General features: G+C 52.0%; 14 protein-coding genes and 1 pseudogene. 8 read left to right on the top strand and 7 right to left on the bottom strand.

Translation table 11 applies throughout. The features are described from left to right. The first annotated feature begins 138 nt into the window (after window positions 1-138). The 5 genes from AC5JO6_RS16215 (at window position 139) to AC5JO6_RS16195 (ending at window position 6,635) form a co-directional block, all read left to right on the top strand. Window positions 139-2,055 carry a lipoxygenase family protein gene (locus AC5JO6_RS16215; RefSeq protein WP_496082102.1) on the top strand — a complete coding sequence of 639 codons (1,917 nt, stop codon included), beginning with the start codon at window positions 139-141 and terminating at the stop codon, window positions 2,053-2,055. A gap of 184 nt (window positions 2,056-2,239) precedes the next feature. Beyond that, the gene (locus tag AC5JO6_RS16210; protein ID WP_496082101.1) at window positions 2,240-3,328 is read left to right on the top strand and encodes a polysaccharide biosynthesis/export family protein; all 1,089 of its coding nucleotides are present in this window, start codon (window positions 2,240-2,242) and stop codon (window positions 3,326-3,328) included. Continuing rightward, on the top strand, window positions 3,321-4,736 hold the full coding sequence (locus tag AC5JO6_RS16205; protein WP_496082100.1) for a GumC family protein: 1,416 nt from the start codon (window positions 3,321-3,323) through the stop codon (window positions 4,734-4,736). Before AC5JO6_RS16210 ends, AC5JO6_RS16205 begins: the two co-directional genes overlap by 8 nt. Before the next feature lie 196 nt (window positions 4,737-4,932). Continuing rightward, window positions 4,933-5,661: a phycocyanobilin:ferredoxin oxidoreductase gene (locus tag AC5JO6_RS16200; RefSeq protein ID WP_496082099.1), complete on the top strand. Its 729-nt coding sequence runs from the start codon at window positions 4,933-4,935 to the stop codon at window positions 5,659-5,661. A gap of 341 nt (window positions 5,662-6,002) precedes the next feature. After that, window positions 6,003-6,635: a Crp/Fnr family transcriptional regulator gene (locus tag AC5JO6_RS16195; protein WP_496082098.1), complete on the top strand. Its 633-nt coding sequence runs from the start codon at window positions 6,003-6,005 to the stop codon at window positions 6,633-6,635. Here AC5JO6_RS16195 and AC5JO6_RS16190 read toward each other — a convergent pair. After that, a complete protein-coding gene (locus AC5JO6_RS16190; RefSeq protein ID WP_496082097.1) occupies window positions 6,630-7,796 on the bottom strand; it encodes a septal ring lytic transglycosylase RlpA family protein in 1,167 nt (388 codons plus the stop codon). The two genes, AC5JO6_RS16195 and AC5JO6_RS16190, sit on opposite strands and share 6 nt — an antisense overlap. An 814-nt stretch (window positions 7,797-8,610) precedes the next feature. On the opposite strand from AC5JO6_RS16190, the gene hpnI reads away from it, so the two are divergent. Next, window positions 8,611-9,849, top strand: coding sequence for a bacteriohopanetetrol glucosamine biosynthesis glycosyltransferase HpnI (gene hpnI / locus AC5JO6_RS16185; protein ID WP_496082096.1), 1,239 nt, complete (start codon window positions 8,611-8,613; stop codon window positions 9,847-9,849). Between the two features lie 192 nt (window positions 9,850-10,041). On the opposite strand, the gene AC5JO6_RS16180 is transcribed toward hpnI, so the two are convergent. Further along, the gene (locus AC5JO6_RS16180; protein WP_496082121.1) at window positions 10,042-10,647 is read right to left on the bottom strand and encodes an exopolysaccharide biosynthesis protein; all 606 of its coding nucleotides are present in this window, start codon (window positions 10,645-10,647) and stop codon (window positions 10,042-10,044) included. A gap of 578 nt (window positions 10,648-11,225) precedes the next feature. Between AC5JO6_RS16180 and AC5JO6_RS16175 the strand changes: the two genes are divergently transcribed. Next, window positions 11,226-11,975 carry a DUF6816 family protein gene (locus AC5JO6_RS16175; RefSeq protein ID WP_496082120.1) on the top strand — a complete coding sequence of 250 codons (750 nt, stop codon included), beginning with the start codon at window positions 11,226-11,228 and terminating at the stop codon, window positions 11,973-11,975. A gap of 152 nt (window positions 11,976-12,127) precedes the next feature. Here AC5JO6_RS16175 and AC5JO6_RS16170 read toward each other — a convergent pair whose 3' ends face one another. From AC5JO6_RS16170 to AC5JO6_RS16150, 5 genes are all read right to left on the bottom strand, one after another. Next, window positions 12,128-12,727 carry a hypothetical protein gene (locus AC5JO6_RS16170; protein ID WP_496082095.1) on the bottom strand — a complete coding sequence of 200 codons (600 nt, stop codon included), beginning with the start codon at window positions 12,725-12,727 and terminating at the stop codon, window positions 12,128-12,130. A gap of 78 nt (window positions 12,728-12,805) precedes the next feature. Beyond that, complete coding sequence (locus tag AC5JO6_RS16165) at window positions 12,806-13,870, bottom strand: LOG family protein (RefSeq protein WP_496082094.1); 1,065 nt, start codon at window positions 13,868-13,870, stop codon at window positions 12,806-12,808. A 299-nt stretch (window positions 13,871-14,169) separates the two neighbouring features. Next, on the bottom strand, window positions 14,170-14,493 hold the full coding sequence (trxA, locus tag AC5JO6_RS16160) for a thioredoxin (RefSeq protein ID WP_496082093.1): 324 nt from the start codon (window positions 14,491-14,493) through the stop codon (window positions 14,170-14,172). Between the two features lie 590 nt (window positions 14,494-15,083). Next, window positions 15,084-16,247, bottom strand: coding sequence for a GuaB3 family IMP dehydrogenase-related protein (locus tag AC5JO6_RS16155; protein ID WP_496082092.1), 1,164 nt, complete (start codon window positions 16,245-16,247; stop codon window positions 15,084-15,086). A gap of 183 nt (window positions 16,248-16,430) precedes the next feature. After that, window positions 16,431-16,853: a heavy metal-responsive transcriptional regulator gene (locus tag AC5JO6_RS16150; RefSeq protein WP_496082091.1), complete on the bottom strand. Its 423-nt coding sequence runs from the start codon at window positions 16,851-16,853 to the stop codon at window positions 16,431-16,433. 403 nt (window positions 16,854-17,256) lie between these two features. Between AC5JO6_RS16150 and AC5JO6_RS16145 the strand changes: the two are divergent. Next, a pseudogene (locus AC5JO6_RS16145) lies at window positions 17,257-18,241 on the top strand (IS110 family RNA-guided transposase). Window positions 18,242-18,380 lie beyond the last annotated feature (139 nt).

Below are 18,380 nucleotides of genomic sequence, written 5' to 3'. Positions count from 1 at the left end.
TAATACGACTCCCCACTCCCGACTCCCGACTCCCCACTCCCCATTTATGTACTCATATACGCCTCTGGACCTGTCTACTTGCTATGATGCGTCGTGATCGCGTTTGTCTCAACGAGTCGTCTACTATCGGAGCAGCTTATGGGATTCCATGTTTCTCCTACCGAGCAGCAGGGGCACTACCGCTACGATCCCACCGCGCTTGGTGAGCGTGGTCCGGCTCGTCTTTTTCCCCATGCTGGCGAAGATGGGGTTTTGCGCTATGTGTTGAGCCAACGTCGTCACAATTTGCTGGCTCAGGGGCAGATATCGGAACCCTGGAGTTTGCTGCTCCGCGAATTGGAGCAGATGAGCCAAACACTTGATCAGGGTTGGGCACAGGTTGCAACACTGCTGGTCGATTTCAAAATCCTGCAATCTGGTTGGTTTAATGTCAATTTGCCGCCCAACGAGCAGTTTGATACTGAGTTTGTGCAAGAACGACGGGCAATGACAGCCGTGCTGCTGGCAGCGAAAACGACGGCTAAGTTACATACCAATACCGACGTTCGCCGATCGCGTTTCTATCAAGTACTGGAAGATTTGGGGCGCACTCACCCTGTAGTCAGCCCCATTCATGAGCGCCACAATGGGCTAAGCGATCGTGAGTTTGCGCGTCAGCGATTGGCAGGGCAGAATCCGATGGCGCTGCGACAATTTCAACAGGCAGATCAAGCGTTATTACAAACGTGGGCAGATCAGGTAAACGCAAATGGCGACTCAGTTGATCTGGTTCAGGCAGCCGCAGAAAACCGTCTTTTCGTAGCGGCTTACCCCCTTTTGGAGCAGCTTACCTCGGCTGATTTGCAAAGCGGTCGCTATGTAGGAAGCCCGATCGCGCTCTTTTACCGTGCAGCAACGGGACTGGAGCCAGTGCTGATTCAGGTAGAACCAGGGCGACTGGCAACGCCAACGCAAATAGATACTGATCGCTGGATGCAGGCAAAGCTATTTGTGCAGACGGCAGATGTCACCTATCACGAACTGATTGTGCATCTATGCGACACACACCTGGCAATGGAGGCATTTGCGATCGCTACCCCCCGCCAACTCCCCAAGACGCATCCGGTGTATCGCCTGCTACGCCCTCATTTTCGCTTCTTGCTGGCAATTAACACGCGCGGTAATACGATTCTGTTGGGTGAAGGGGCGGCGATCGATAAGCTGATGGCTCCCACTCGTGCTGCCTCGCTGGGGCTGATCAATCAAGCCTATCGAGAGCGATCGTTCCAGGACTACGCGCTACCCACTGTCATTACTCAGCGCGGCATTACATCCGATGTGCTGCCAGAGTTTCCCTACCGTGACGATGCGTTGTTGCTCTGGGAGGCGATCGCGCGCTATGTTACCCGCTATCTGCAACGCTACTACCCAGACGATCAAGCAGTCCAGCAAGACCCTTACTTGCAAGCCTGGGCTGCCGAATTGGGTGCTCCATTGGACTCTCGCCCGTCAACTGAGTTTCCGCAAGCCCCCACCTGGCTACCATCAGAATGGCTCCAGCAAACCAGGCTCAACCCTGATCCACTGCCAACCTACCCGCGTGTGCCCGATTTCCCACCCGCGATCGGGGCAGACTCTCAAGTGGGTTCAGTGACTGGCTTGCAGCAGCTCATCGACATTGCGACTCAAGTGATTTTTACCTGTGGACCACAGCACGCGGCAGTTAACTTTAGCCAGTTTGACTATGTTGGCTATGCACCCAATGCACCGCTGGCGCTCTACGATCGCCCCGATACCGCTACCTCTTTCCGGCAACTGCTACCAGCCGCCGACCAGGACTTAGCCCAAATGGAGCTGGCATTCGCGCTGAGCGGCATTCGCTGGGGTGTGCTGGGCAGTTCGGAGTTGATGCAGTTTGTGGATGCAGGCGATCGCCAAACACTGGCACAGTTCCAGGCTGATTTAGCTGCGATCGAACTTAAAATTAACGCTCGAAATCAACAGCGACTTGCCGATAGCGGAGTAGAGTACCCGTATTTGCTGCCGTCACGAATTCCGAACAGTATCAATATTTAGTTTTTGGTTGTTCGTGATTAGTTGTTAGAGAAGGCAGGAGGCAGAAGGTAGAAGGCAAACGTTAGAAGGGAGTTGTTAGCTATTGGTTGTTAGTGGTTAGTCGAAACTCATCGCCCCATCCCCTCATCGCCCCATCCCCTCATCGCCCCATCCCCTCATCGCCCATTCCCCATCTCTTAACTCAATGCACGTTTACCGATCGACTATTTCCATTTTGACGGCAGTTGCGATCGCGACTGTGACCGCTCCTGGCTATGCGCTGCCGCTGTCTCCGGGCGATCGGGTGCGAGTGCTTACACCGATGGATGACGAATTGCCGCCCGATAGCCGCTTTCGGTTGAGCGGACTGTATGAAGTGAACCTTGATGGAACATTGCAAATCCCGTTTCTGGAACCACAGCCTGCGGTTGGTTTAGAAGTGGCTGAGGTGCAGAAAAAGATAGCGGAAGCGTTAGTTAGCAAGGGCTTTTTTCGCCCAGAGTCACTGGAGTTGAGTGTCAATGTGGTGTCCTGGGCACCTGTGCAGGTGACGGTTGCAGGAGAAACGTTTCGTCCAGGACGCGTGTTGATTAATGTGGTAACAGAGACTCGATCGGTGCCCAGTGGACAACCATCGCTCACAGCAGACGTAGTGACTGGCAGCTACCCGCCCGATCGCTACCTGAGTACTGCTATTCGTAGTGCTGGTGGCTTAAAGCCTGCTGCCGATCTACAACACATTCGTCTGCTTCGTGGCAAGCAAGAAAAAACATTCGACCTGTCTGGTGTACTCACGGGTAAAGCGGTGCCGGATGTCCCGCTGATTGCAGGCGATCAGGTTACGGTGCCAGCGTTGTCCTACAGCCAAAACGCACTGGTGCGTCCATCTCAGCTTACGCCGACGGATGTTACTGTGTTTTTGTCTAACCAGACGGCTCCAAATGCGCCCAACATCAGCAAAGGTGGGCAGATTGTCACGTTCGCGTACGGTACTCGCTTCTCTCAGGCAGTGATTGCGGCAGGATGTGCGGGTGGTACTCAGCGCACGAATGCTAGACGGCGTGCGGTGCTGGTGCAAACCGATCGCCTGACGGGCAAAACCACAGCGGTAGAACGCCCAGTCGAGCGCTTGCTCAAACAATCTGACAACGATGCTGAAAATCCGTTCCTGATGCCGCAAGATGGGGTAGTTTGCTACGATTCAAAGGTGACGAATCTCGCCAGCATCTTCCGCCTGATCACCGATATTGCCAGTCCGTTCTTCTTAATCAACAGGTTGTTTCGGGATGAATGAGTTTCCTCAACTTTCCCAGTCTGCATCGTTATCAACAGCAGACCGGGGACGCGGACTGCGGTATCTGGCTCTAGCGGCAGCGCTCAATGCTGCCGTATGGGGTTTAGCACTTTACTTGCTCAAAGATTCGCCACGCCTGTACACGAGCCTCTACTCGATTATTCTGCCAGAACAGATTAGTCGCCCAAAGGGGACTCCACCCGAACCGACCATCAAAACCGAGCAGCCAGATGTACCGATCGATCCGTCTCGTGAAGGTGTGAAAGCCAGCTATAAGCTGATTGCAGCCACTGATGAGGTGCGTCGATCGGCAGCGGCTAAGCTCGGCATGACGACCTCGCAGTTTGGTGTGCCTTCAGTAGAAGGGTTGAAAGGCACCGCTTTGATGAATTTTGGCATTGCTGGATCAACGCCTGAAGAAGCGCAGAAAAAGGCACAGGCATTGTATGAAGCCTTCCAGGAGCGCTTGACCCAATTGCGGTTGCAGCAGTCAGCCGATGTGGATACAGGCTTTGAAACCTCGCTGGGTGTCGTGCGTAAGAAGCTGGAAACGGCTCAGCTTCGCCTTTCCGATTACAAAGTTCGCTCTGGTCTGGCTTCTAACGAGCAGATTGATCAGCTTGCCAACAATATTGAGGCGCTCCGGCGGCAACGGGTAGAAGCGATCGCTCAGCAGCGCGATGCCACCGTGCGAACACAGCAGCTATCGGGCAATCTGAAGCTCTCTTCCCAACTAGCAACGGAAGCGTTTGCGCTGCGTGCCGACCCTCTGTTTCAAGAATATTTGCGCGGTTACAGCGAGGCAACGGCTAAATTAGCGGATGTGTCGTCTAAGTTTGGTCCCAATCACCCGATCGTGTTGCAGGCAACGACCCGACAAGCAACGACCGAAAGTGCCCTCCAAAGCCGTGGGCAGCAGCTTCTAGGGCATCCAACTGATTTAGCCACGATCGCCCGTCTCAACACAGGCAGTAACACTCAAGCCAGCAACCCACGCGAAAGTCTCTTCAAGGATATCGTGACCAACGAAGTCGAGCAGCGAGGCTTGACGGCACGTGTGCAGGAACTCGATCGCCAGATGGCGCAACTGGAACTACGACTCAGCGTTTTATCGCAGCGTAGCTCTACGCTAGAAGCACTCAACCGAGACGTACAAATCGCTCAAGCCGTTTTTTCGTCCACGTTGGCGGGGCTACAGGTAGATAAAGGCGACATCTTCGGTTCGTATCCACCGATCCAGCTTGTTGCTGAACCGAATCTGCCGACGGCTGCTACCATTCCACGCCGTGAGCCGTTGTTTATTTTGGCGACGATCGTTTCACTGCTGATTATTGCGGGAGTGCTTGCTGCGTGGCTGCGTAAAACATCGTTTGCGAAATGGCGTTGGGCGATCGGGGGTAAACAGTAGGTCAGGAGCTGATCGCTGAAAAGGCTTTGTTTTGAGTTAATTAAGCCGTTTAAAGCACTGCTGACTCTAGCCTGTCAAGCCGTACGGCTGGCTGCGATCTGCGCTAGAGTACACAACTGCCATAGGATTGTGATAGAGCGAGTGGCTATCAACGCTCTACTCTTGACGCATTGCAAGCTTTTATTTTCCTTTTTTTATGCTTTCCTCATCTCTTTCCCTTCGCTCCCAACTGCATCCTGCGCTTGGTCAACTCGCTGACGGCATTGAAACGGTCTGGCGGCAACACCTGGATCTATCGCCCTATCCGCTGCCAGCAGAATTGGGCTACGTCGAAGGACGGCTGGAAGGCGAGAAGCTAACGATCGAAAACCGCTGCTATCAAACACCCCAGTTTCGTAAACTGCATCTAGAATTGGCGAAAGTGGGCGCGAACCTCGATATTTTGCACTGCGTCATGTTTCCGCGATCGGACTATGCGCTACCCATGTTTGGGACTGATTTAGTCGGCGGACGGGGACAGATTAGCGCTGCGATCGCTGACCTTTCGCCCACTAGCCCCGATCGCCGTTTGCCCAGTGCCTATCAACACGATTTGAACGTGCTACCCGCCAGCCATTTTTCGCAGCCGCGCGAACTGCCACCGTGGGGCGATATTTTTTCTGAGTTTTGCCTCTTCATTCGTCCTGGTAGCGCTCAAGAAGAAGCCCAGTTCATCGATCGCGTCACGGCGATGTTGAAAATTCATTGTTTGCAGGCGATCACAACACCATCAACCCCAGAGCAACAGGACGACATTCTGGCAGGGCAGCGTTACTACTGCACCAAACAGCAGCAAAACGACAAAACCCGCCGCGTACTCGAAAAAGCCTTTGGTAACGACTGGGCAAATCACTACATGACAACCGTTTTGTTTGATTGCGTTTAGAGATGAGCCTCAGGATCGTGGATTTAATAAAGTAGGTGTGTAAAGCCTGCGGCATGGCTTCGCTAAAGGCAACGCCGTCACGCACCAAACGCTGATCGATGGGTGCGTGACGTTGCACTTTTCTTGAATGCCGGAACGGCTATACGCACCCTACAGAATTACTATAAAATCGCCCTACAGATTCATTTTTGCTGCTGACCGCTGACCGCTGACCGCTAAACGCTTATGGCTCAACACCGTCAACTCTCACCAAAACTTAACCTGGAGCCAACCTTTTAATTAACTTCCCTTGAAATAGAGGTTCTAGGCTTATGGTAATCTCCATCACATATACAAGCTCTATGCTGCAGTCCTACGCCTCTAGAGACGTTACCCAGCCTGATCTACGTCAATTTCTGGAAGAACTCTATCAGGGGCGGGATCTCAGTTCGTTTCGGGCTGGACAAACCATTCCGATGAACCCGCAGGTGGTTTGGGTAGTCTGCCGTGGGGTTGTGCAACTGAGTACTCTCTACCAAAGCGGCGATGAAGCGCTGTTAGGTCTAGCTGGTCCTTCCATGCCTTTTGGGTTACCGCTAACGTTGATTTATCCCTATCAAGCAACTGCTCTATCAGATGTTGACTTAATGGGGCTGACGATCGCAGAAATTGACCAATCCCCTACTCTGGCGCAGGAGGTTGGTCGTCATACGGTGCGTCGGCTCCGTCAAACCGAAGCAATGCTGGCAATGGCAGGCTATCGCCGGGTTGAGGATCGGCTGCGTCAGTTGTTGCTCCTCCTACAAATGGAGGTGGGTCAACCAGTCGCTGAAGGCACTCGCATTAGCATTCGCCTCACGCATCAGCACTTAGCCAGCGCGATCGGCACTACGCGAGTCACGGTCACTCGGTTGCTGGGGCAACTCCGGGGCGAAGGACAGTTGATCGTCGATGCTAATCGCCACATTATTCTGCCCGTTGGTGTGATGTTATAGCCGTCGAGCGATCGTCTGACGGGCTACGGCAGGCGACTCAGGCTGCATAATCTCGGCTTCTACCGTTACAACTCCTGACGTTTCACTGCCCAGGCAACGCGCTGCTTCGCGTGACAAATCGAGCGTTCGGTTCTCAAAATAGGGACCCCGATCGTTGACCCGTACGATCACCGCTTTGCCATTCTCCAGATTGGTCACTCTCAAGTAAGTGTCAAAGGGAAGCGAAGGATGTGCTGCCGTCAAGTCGTTTTGGTTGAACGTTTCCCCTGTTGCGGTTTGCCGTCCATGAAAATAGGGTCCGTACCAGGATGCTAAGCCCTCAATGTATTGCCCGGTGGCTTGCAACCTATACATTTTTGCTTGAGCATCGGCAAGCGATAGCGGGGCTTGTGCTACAGCGATTCGTAAATCATTGATCCACTGAACAGCTAGACGCTCAGGGGTACAGTTCCACTGAGCTGCCACCTGTGGGTCAACGGTAAACAAAACGCGATCGCCCAGCTTCCCGACTGGAACTCCATTCACAATACCCGGTTGAAGCTGATTGAGATGACGAGGTTCGGCAGCGTTCAGGGCTTGCTCAAGGCGGTGAGCTAACTGCATCGCCTCCCGACGCTTGGGCGCTGCACCAACAATGTGGTTCTTAACTTTGACTTGAAAGAGGCTGGATGTGTGCCATACTTTGCCTGTCGAGCCACTAGCTGAAGACGGATGAGGCTGGGCGATCGGCAGGCACTGACCAAAGCCTAATCCTGACGGGTTGGCAGAATTCAGGCTTGATGCAGTCACTTGCTTCGGGTCAACCTGAGCCACCACAACGCGAGGTGCACTGTTGCTTGCGGTTAGTTTCTGAAAACCTGAAAACAGATTTCTAAAAGCGCTTAAGAAACCTGGCGCTGGCAATGGCGCATCGGCAGGCAGCAGCGAAAGGGCTGAAGCTGATTGAATCGAACCGACTGATTGTGTTGGCGCTACAGAGAGCGATAGATTCAAGCGATCGTGACTATCAAAAAAGACATGATCTTGGGAGCCAGCAAGGCTGGAAACCACCTGGATTGGTAAGCCGTTCGCTAAATAAGCAGGAGGGCGTAGAAGATCTTGACTGGATGAAAAAAAGCAGTTTACCCAAGAGGCAACCCACACAAGTCCAAAAATTGGCATGAATAATTTAGTGAAAGGTAGTATGCACTACAGAACGAAAAACAGTATTCTATAGTACCCTTCACCAAACCTTTAAATCTCTACCGTTGGGATAATGATTGTAAAGTGAAGCGGTTTGTGATGCCTCTCTTCTGGCTGATGATGCTTCAGCGCTATAGTTCGTTAGCCGCAGAAGTTCTGTGGTGGCGGTTGTCCAGAAGAGAAAGAGCGGTAAAAGCCTCAGAACCTCGATCGCTAGGGGCTGTCATCAATTACGACTACACATGACTTGCAACCAGGGTTCCAGCCCCTAGCCTGGTGTGTTGGGACGGGCGCGACAATGCTGATACCGTAAGGTTTCGGAGCTAAATTGATGACGCGCCCTAGGTTGTCTACAGCTACGTGCACCACTATTGACGGTATCCTTTGGCAGAGACTGGATTAATTGGTGTCGGTGTAGCGTTTGTCTCGCTCAGCTCTGGTGCGTGTAAGGTAGCTGATTGACTGACAAAAGTTCTGATGTAGGTTGGTGTTGAGCGGAGCGTAACCCAACACCAGTAACGGTTTCGTTGGGTTACGCTAACGCTAACCCAACCTACGGCAGGATAAGGGTTTCAAGAGTTTTGTCAGTCAACCAGGTAAGGTAGTCTGGCTACTAATTGAGAGACCTTGATCTTAATAAAAATTTAGGCTAATCTCCTTAAGCTTTTAATGTTGGCGCTTTTGATTTTGGCGACTCATAGTGATGCTGCAAATCCAGCATCATTGCTAGCAGCCAATCAGATCTGAGCAGCAGTTAATTAACAAAAACAATTTAAAACCTTTTGCACTTGACATGGAACCTTTACATGCTCTTTCGATCCTTTTAGCTGCGCTGCCAACCATACGTATTGAAACGGTGCCGTACCTGCTGGTGCCGTTGTTCTGCTTATGTTTGACCGCCGTTGGCTATTATGGCTACGCCCTTTATGCCGCTCATACCTTCTTTGCCCAAAAGCGGCTGGTTGACCCCAACTTTCATCCACCGATTAGCATTCTGAAGCCTGTGTGTGGGCTTGAACCGTATGCCTATGCTAACCTTGCGTCCTTTTGTCATCAGGCGTATCCAACCTATCAAGTAATCTTTAGCGTGCAGGATTGGCACGATTCCAGTATCACCGTCATCAGGCAACTCATTCATGATTTCCCAGCCCTTGATCTGCAATTAGTGATTGACGATCGCACCATTGGTGCAAACCGCAAAATTAGTAACCTCGCCAATGCCTTTGCTAAAGCGAAATATGACATCTTGCTGCTTGCCGATAGTGATGTGCATGTTGAACCAGACTATTTGCAGCACGTTGTTCAACCGTTGAGTGATGGCGCTGTGGGTGTGGTGACGTGTCTTTATCGCTCGTTGACAGACGGCTGGCTAACGAAGGTAGAAGCGCTCAGTTCGGCAACCGAGTTTCTTCCAGGCGTATTGGTGAGCGATCGCTTAGAAGGGACAAAATTTGCGATGGGGCAGACGATCGTGATCCGGCGATCGGTGCTGGAGGCGATCGGTGGTTTTGAGGCGATCGCCAACTATCTCGCCGATGACTTTCAACTGGGTCACCTACCCGCTCAAGCTGGCTACAAAATTGCTCTTTCCCATCACGTTATTGAGCATGTGATGGCGACGAGCACCGTCATGGGTGCATTACAGCGTCAGCTCCGCTGGATGGTTTGCATCCGCGTGTCTCGACCCTGGGGCTATGTCGGATTGCTGTTTACCCATGGGACGGTGAACAGCCTCCTCTTTCTGCTGGCAACGGGAGGATCGCTGCTGGGCTGGGCAGTGTTTGGTGTGACCTGGGTGAGCCGTTTGACGATGGCATGGTTGATTGGCGTGAAACACCTGCAAGACCCGGTTGCCAAGCAACTGCTGTGGCTGGTGCCTTTACGAGACTGCATGAGTTTCGCGCTATGGTGTTATGGCTTCACAGGCAACACGATTGTGTGGCGCGGACGGCGGTTTCGGCTCACCCGCGATGGTGCACTGGTGCTCCACTCACCCAACGTGCCCACACGCGCTAAATCAGTGGTCAGTTGAACAGGTTAGTAGACTGTTTGACTGACGAACGTCGTGAAAGGCTGATGGCTTCGTTGCTCACTCATCCGTGATTAAATTTGCACAAGGCGATCGTGTGGTTTTGAAACCGTTTCTGAGACGAATCGACAATCGAGTGTGATGGCACTCAAAGACTCAAAGAAACCCGGTTTCTGGGGGCGATCGCTTCCTCGATTAACCCAACAAATTTTGAAAAAAGCCTGGTGATTGCCAGAGCGCATAACCAATTCCCGCTACTGCCAGTGTGATGACGATCGTCAGACCGTAAGCAATACACATTAACAACCCGTCCACTTCCAGCGTCGCAACCGCCAGCAGCAAGATTCCAGCAGTGGGAATGGGGTTGGTAAAGGGAATGGGCAGCATCAGCAAAAACGCTAACCAGGCAATGCAAATGCCGTTGAGCTGCCAGATATGATGACTCTCAGCCAGCCGCCGTAATCGAGGTCGGGCAAGCTTCTCTAGCAAGCCTGTCACACGCCGGAGCAGCTTCAGCAGGCTCAGCACGAGCCAGTTGGGAAATTGAAATTGAGCAATGCGCTTGGGTAGCCAGGGCGATCGCCGCCCGATCGCCATTTGTGCGCCTAAAATGAGGCAGCCTAGCCCCAAGGGACCCGCAAAGCCAGGTGGCATCGGCAGTAAAAAGGGCAATGCCAGCAACCCAATGACGAGACTAAAGCCCCGTTCCGAGGTTTCGGTCAAAATATCGCCCAGCGTCAGCGGTTTTTCTGCCAGAAGGGTTAGCAAGGCTTCAAGATCTTGGGAAAATCTCAGGTGCATTTGAGGCAAGAGTCTAGCGCGACAGGGCAACCGTACTTGAGAGACACGTAAACCATCCCCAGAGAAGAAGCACTGTCGGTGAATAGTGACGATCGGCAACTGCATTCCAACTGTCAGACTAACGTATCAAGACTTTGATTGACAGCCTCCAAACGCTGATACTCAATGGCAAGTTAAAACAGACTCAACTTGATCGTCGATTGCACGTTGGTGCGGCGATCACGCGATTAGGAGTTGTACAGAAGTAACAGCGTGGTCTGTAGCCGTCAGCCGTCAGCGAAAAGCTGATCGCTAATCCAAAAGTGTGCAGTTATTTTTAGCAAGCTCTTAGGAGTCAAAGCCCAGCACCCGTAGCACTGACCGCTAACTCAAACGTTCGTATGCTTTAACAACCAAGCTGAGATAGCAGGTTAGAAGCGTGAGTTTTCGGTAAACCCTCCGTTCCCTTGGTACGATTGAGGGCGATGGCATTGGCAGACAGCATGATTCAACGCTGGAAACGACTCAAAGGCAGTGCTTCTTTATTCCAGGTTTTCTTGCGAGTGATTAGTTGCGTGACGCTTTGCTGGCTCTTGTCCATGAGTACTGCTCATGCAGGGTTACTTGCCGATCGCCTTGCCGCCTTCCCAAAATGGGATAACAAGCCCGCGACACAACCCGCTGACGGAGATCTAGAGTATCCCGACTGGCTGGCAGGCACCTGGACAATGACCAGTACGTTAGTAGAACTGGCTGCACCGCTGGCACCCGATGTCATTACACCCGGCTTTGATAGCAACCAGCAGTATCTGAATCAGTCGATCGCGTGTAAGGTTCGCTTTGTCCCTTCTAGCGCGTTGCCGACGCATCACGAACTGCTGTCACTACTGCCATTTAAGGGGTTGATTAAAGATCCAGTCGTATCTGATCGCGCCTTCAATGGTTTTAATTTGGCAAAAGCGTATCTGGGTGACAGTGTGCTTGCTGTCAATGTTGATCCCCGATCGCCCAATCGCCAGATGACGCTGCTGCAAGGTGGGCGACAGTTGATCTCGGTGATCACCGCGCGTGCAGTCGAAACGCCCGATCTCGATCGCTTTCTGACGACCGAATTATTCCAACAAGTGTTTCGTGGTGTGCCAAACCCTTATCTAAACCAGGTCGAAACGACCACAGCCTATCGACGACTCCCGGTCAAGTCGATCGCCACAAGACCGACGATCGAAGCGGATCAAGTAACAGCCATCTACCTATCGCCTCAAGACCCACAGTACTTTAAAGCAGGCGATCGTCCCGCTGCCCTCTATCGCTATCACTTAGAGTTTGTTCACGCAGAGGAAGAGAATTAGTTTTGAGTAGCGCTAGCTCTACAGGAGCCACTTTGTGTACGCGCCGACCAGCTTGAGAGTTTTGAGTTCTCATTACTCTTCTCATCCCTTGCTTCCTCCGCTTCCCTTGCCCCCTCTGCTTCCCTTGCCCCCTCCTGCTGACTGCTCACCCTTCACTGATGCTTCATCGCTTTCAGCAACGACATCAATGCCTGATCCTCAGAGACATTGACTGTGCGATCGAGCATGGCAATACTCACCGCTTTGGGCAAAGCAACGGCAGCAACATCCGAATCCAGACCATCCAGTAAATCATCTAGTGACTGCGGCACCTTTAGCGCCGATCGAATGCCAAGCATTGTTTCTTCGTGTAGCCCCAAGGACTGTAGCTGAGGCTGGAGTTGTTCCCAGTTGACGGGCTTGTCGGGGTTGCCAACCTGAATCAGGTATGCCAGGAGTCGCTGCATCTTGCCTTTCTGCTGCGGTGTAAACTCCGCAGGGTTAGTGACGACAGCATCCGCCTCCGTTTCAGCAACATTCAGGTTGCGGAGGATCTGCTGCCAGTCACGAGCATCGCACGCTTCGGGCTTGTCCACAGAAATTGAGATGTGGATTTTACCAGCACCCGCATCCAGGTGAGTTACCTGAGCACGGACACCTAAAAAGCCGAGCCAATGCGCTACCGTAGAAACCATGGTGGGGCGTGTGGCACGACTATTTGCCAGCAGGCGGATCTGGGTTTGAACCATCGGACGCACAATTTGCGAAAGCATAGCAGAGCTTCATAATCTACTGTTCACTAGCCCCTAGAATAACCAACTTTTTTCATCGCTGTGGCAGTTTTAACCACATTATTTCCGTTCTGGATGGATGTGCTCGTCTGTTGGTATACCGCATTGATTAATTGCAGCAATGAGTTGATATAAGCGTCCTAAGTCGCGCTGGTTAAAGTACAGGTTCAGGTGAGAGAGTCCGTCAGCATCTTGAGGATCGTGAGGTAAGGGTTGGCTCTTTTCGATCCGTCCTTTAACCAGAATTTCGCTAAAGGTTTCGTTCAACTGCTCAACGTCCTCATCGGCTAACTCTGAGTTCAGGCGCATGACGAGCCGATTGCCCACGTAGCGACACGAATGGAAAACACGATAGAAGCTGGCGATCGCCTCACACGCCACGTCCAGTTGATCAGTAATGGTATAAAGACTGGGGTCATCTTGACTGATTAAGCCGCGCTTGAGCAGTTGTTTGTGGATGTAGTCGTTCCAGTCGTGCCAGTAGTTGCCGCCCGGTTTGTCGATCAGCACGAGTGGCATCGGCGATGATTTTCCCGTTTGGCTGAGTGTGATGCACTCAAACGCTTCATCTTGAGTGCCAAAGCCGCCAGGGAACAGAGCCAGCGCATCGCTTTCGCGCAAGAAAAAGAGTTTGCGGGTGAAGAAGTATTTAAACGGCACGAGCTTGCGATCGCCTTCAATGAACGGATTTGCGCCCTGCTCGAACGGTAGCTGAATGTTCAGACCAAAGGACTTCTCGCGCCCTGCGCCCTCGTTGCCTGCCTGCATGATGCCACCACCTGCGCCTGTAATCACCATGAACCCTTGTTGGGTCACACGGCGAGCAAATTCTACTGCTAAAGCGTATTCTGGCGTATCAGACGCAATGCGGGCAGAGCCGAAGATGGCGACCTTTCGCACATGTCGGTAGGGGTAGAACGTCTTAAAGGCGCGCTCCATATCCTGAAGTGACGCATTGCAAATCTTCCAATCTAGACGGTCGATATCGCTCTCTGACATCCTCACGATGGTTGCCAATGCAAGCTGGATGAGTTCTCCGTGTTTTATGTGCGGTAGGCGATCGAGCAAATGAAGCACGTCTTCATGAAGCGATTCAGATGCGTTTGACGAGGGAGATGAAGCCATGCATTCCTCCAGCAGCTAGCATTCTATTTTATCGAGATCAGAGTTGCCCTCGTTCAGCAAATAAACTGAAAAACGCCCCAGAAAACCATCTTCTGAGGCGTTTGCTGAGAATTTTCTAATATGTGCGATCGTCGAGACCATCAGTGCTCAGCACACAATCGTGGCGGCTCGATCGCAGCTAGAGACTCAAGTTGCAGCAAGCATTGCGTAACCCTTAAGCAACTAACAATGGTCAACCAGCCAAGACAACTTAGTGCTTGCGTGTGTAGCCTGAATGGGCAGCCCAAAGCAATCTAAAGCTAGAGATACTTTTCTAAGGTGCTTGATAAAGTCGTTTTTGGCACCGCACCGACTACCATATCAACTCGTTGCCCACCCTTGAAGATCATCAGCGTTGGGATGCTGCGGATGCCGTATTGACTGGCAACACTGGGATTTTCATCGGTGTTTAGCTTGACCACCTTAATCTTGCCATCATACTGCGCGGCAATCTCGTCCACGATCGGTGCCACCATTCGGCAAGGACCACACCAGGGAGCCCAAAAATCTACTAAAACTGGAACCTCGCTTTCAAGAACATCTTGTTTAAAGGTGGAATCCGTAACTTGTGCGGCTGCTGACATGCTTAGAACCCTTGCCTATATCGTTTCACAGAATTCTACCATAGCGACAATCGACACCTTAAATACAAACGTTCCTGTATTTAGACATAATTTTTGATGTTTAGATAGCGGTTCCCATTAAAGTCGGTACGAGAGCTGAGGTTTTAAGGCAGAAGAAAAGCCACCGTGCTCTTTAACTTCTGCCCTCTGCCCTCTGCCTTCTGCCTCTTGCGACTGTGCTTCACTGGATTAGGAACCGCTAAAGACCTAATGTGGGCTAGGTTTGTGGGCTAGAGACGATCGTCAAACACTAGCCTCGGTTGCCCTCTTCACAAGAGTCGTCCGCACTTGCCGCACCGCGCCAACGTCCGCCCTGATAGCACCGCAACTTCAAAACTGCCCTAAAAAGGAACCGCCCGAACAAACGTTCAGGCGGAATGTGGTGTGAGGAGTGAACGGAAACTTGCGTCTCCGCTCCCTTTATTGTAGACGACGCTTTATTTTTTTCCAGCCATTCTAAGGAGCAAAGTCTTAAGAATTTGCTCCTCCAGTACGAGAGGAATGCTTTTTAACCTCAACGCACTCAAGCTGAACGCCAATGAAGCGGAAATCTACTTGCCCATCCCTAACTGTTGTGCTTTCTGATAGACCTTACCTTCAGTGAGCAAAGACGGTGCGATAACTACTTCAACTTGCTGCATCTCTTTGAGGTTCTTCGCGCCTAGAGTTCCCATGCTTGTTTGCAAGGCACCGAGAAGATTATGCGTACCGTCGTCTAGCTGTGCGGGTCCTCGGAGGATTTGCTCTAAGGTGCCAGTGGTATCAACACGAATCCGGGTACCACGTGGCAAGACTGGGCTGGGTGTCGCCATACCCCAGTGATAACCGCGCCCGGGCGCTTCTTTAGCCCTGGCAAACGGGGAGCCGATCATCACGCCATCGGCACCACAGGCTATGCATTTACAGATGTCACCACCTGTTATTAAGCCACCGTCCGCAATCACGGGGACATAATTGCCTGTTTCCTGGTGGTAGTCATCGCGGGCAGCAGCGCAGTCTGCGATCGCAGTCGCCTGGGGGATACCCACTCCTAACACGCCTCGTGATGTGCAGGCAGCACCTGGACCAATACCAACGAGAATACCAGCCGCACCCGCTTTCATCAGATTGAGCGCGACTTCATAGGTAACGCAGTTGCCTAAAATCACAGGGATTGGCATTTCCTGGCAAAAGTTAGCCAGATCCAGTGGTGCGATCGATGCAGGCGATAGATGTGCTGTAGAAACGACTGTTGCCTGAATAAAAAACAAATCGGCTCCAGCTTTAGCCACTGCTGTGCCGTACTTTGTAGCAGCGATCGGTGTGGCGCTTACAGCTGCAATGCCGCCCTGCTGCTTGATCTCTTGAATGCGTTGCTCAATCAATTCTGGTTTAACTGGCTCTGCATAAAGCTCTTGCATCAGCGTCACGAATTCGCTTTTGCCAACCGAGGCAATGCGATCGAGCACCGGGTTTGGATCGGCATAGCGCGTTTGAATACCTTCGAGATTAAGTACGCCGAGTGCTCCTAGCTCTGACAACCGCACAGCCATGCCAACGTCTACAACGCCATCCATCGCGCTGGCAATAATGGGAATCTCACGTTCAATGCCGCCAAGTTGCCAACGTGTATCCGCCAATTTTGGGTCGAGAGTCCGCTGTCCAGGAACAAGCGCAATCTCATCAATGCCGTATGCTCGACGGGCGGTTTTGCCCCTGCCAATTTGAATGTCCACCGTTGTTCCCAAGTCTATTTAAGTTAGGGTATCAAATTGCGAAAGCGATTGGAGCGGCAGAAGAGTTTTTGGTTTTTGGTTACTAGTTTTTGGTTACTAAAAGATAGGCTTTACGGAGCGTTAGACGACGGCAGTCAGAAGTCAGAATTAATTGACAACCTTTCACTCCTTACTCCTCACCCCTCACTGAATATTCGGACAAATCGTTTGCTCGATCAGGTGTGATGGTGGGTGCTCTTGCCAACCGGAGAGAATACCCGTTAACTCTGCCCGGAGGGTCTCTAATGCCTGAATCTGCTGGCTAACGATCGCCACTTTATCTTGAAGGTGCTGCTTTACCTCACAGCAGGGCAATTCACCCTGATCATGCACAGTCAAGATATCTTTGACTTCGTTGAGCGCCAACCCAAGTGACTGCGCCCGTTTGATAAACGCCAGTCGATTCAAGACTTTTTCATGAAACAGTCGATAGCCCGTCTGCGATCGCTCAACGGTGGGAATCAGTAGCCCAATCTCTTCGTAGTAGCGAATAGTCTTCACAGGCAGACCACTGCTGGCTGCCACTTCACCAATCTTGAGGAGTTGTTTTGCCTTAGAGATAATCATTTTCAGCGAACAAAAAACAAAGAAAGCTCAAAATTGCGCTATGTCAATGAGTTAGATTGCTTATGACGCGCATCACTACTACTCTTACTTCTCATTTTAAGACGCACAAACACAGGGTTGGTTAAAGCGCTCAAGCATGATAGATCTGATACCAAATCAAATTGCAAAGGCTACAGATCTTTTGCTCTCATCCCCAGCCCTTGTATCTTAAGAACCAGAGAGGTAGACCGCCAGCCCTTGGAGGCAAGACATCGTGGAGAAGCTAGGGTCATCTCTCGATTCCAACGGTCAAACTCGAATCTAAGCCTACGGCAGGGCAAAGCCCAACGGTTGGGGCATCGATCCCGAATGACGCAAGGTTGAGTGAACGACCACCTCTAGCCTCAAATGAAGGAGTGAACCAATGCCGGGTGTCGAGAATGGGATTGGGATTGATGTGTGTAAGCGTTGGCTCAATGTCCACCTGCGCCCCCAGAACCAAAGCTTTCGGGTGCGCAACCGCGCCAGTGGCATCACTGAGTTGGTGCATCAACTGAGTTTGCCCGAACAAGTTGGGCGCGTTGTTTGAGAAGCCACCGATGGGTACGAACGCCAAGCGGCATTAAGTTTGTTTCAGTGGGGGTATCGAGTGGTGGTGATCAACGCCAGCCAAGCTCGCAACTTTGCCAAGGCAGCCAATCAACTGGCAAAAACCGACCGCGTCGATGCTGCAATTTTGGCATGGTTTGGGGAAGCGATGAAACCGGAAGTGCGGGCTTTAGCGAGTGAGCAACAGGCAGAACTGCAAGATTTAGTCACCCGTCGCCGCCAGTTAGTCGAGATCCGCACGGCTTGAACAGAATCGTGACGCTGGGTTACGAGGAACCGCTCAAGCCGATGTCCAAGCTCATATCGATTGGCTCAGAGAGCGCATTAAGCAACTCGACGAGCCACTCGAGTCGCAAATTAGCCAGTGCCAAACCTGGCAAACCAAACAGCGACAGCTCAAAACCGTGCCTGGAGTCGGCAAAATTGTCGCCGCCACAATGCTGGCACTGTTGCCAGAACTCGGAACGCTGTCCACACCAAAAATCAGTACGCTTGTGGGTGTGGCACCGCTCAATCGCGACAGTGGGCAGAAGCAAGGCAGACGCACCATCTTTGGGGGGCGCGCAGCGGTACGCCAGATGTTGTACAGGGCAACTTTAGTGGCAGTGCGCCATAACCAGGTCATCCAAGCCTTTTACAATCAGTTACAGAAACGAGGTAAACCCGTCAAGGTGGCGTTAGTCGCCTGTATGCATAAGCTGCTCACCATCCTCAATGCCATGCTCAAAAATGGCACAGACGGACGAGAACCAAACCAATCTAGTTCACAGGTTTCTGCTCAACCTGCATCCTCGGCTTGACTTTCAAGATGATCGCTTCTCCCCAAGGAGAAGGGAGGTAGAAGTCTTGTCCTCTCTACCTTTGGGTGAGAGTGAGGGTGTAGCTTGCTTCCCGAAGGTGGGCGGCTTTCGCGGTTCATACCTTGATTCAGCAACGCCT

It is taken from the genome of Tildeniella sp., from assembly GCF_059505325.1.
Note: the sequence above shows the minus strand (reverse complement) of the source record. Positions and strands in the feature narration are given on the sequence as shown.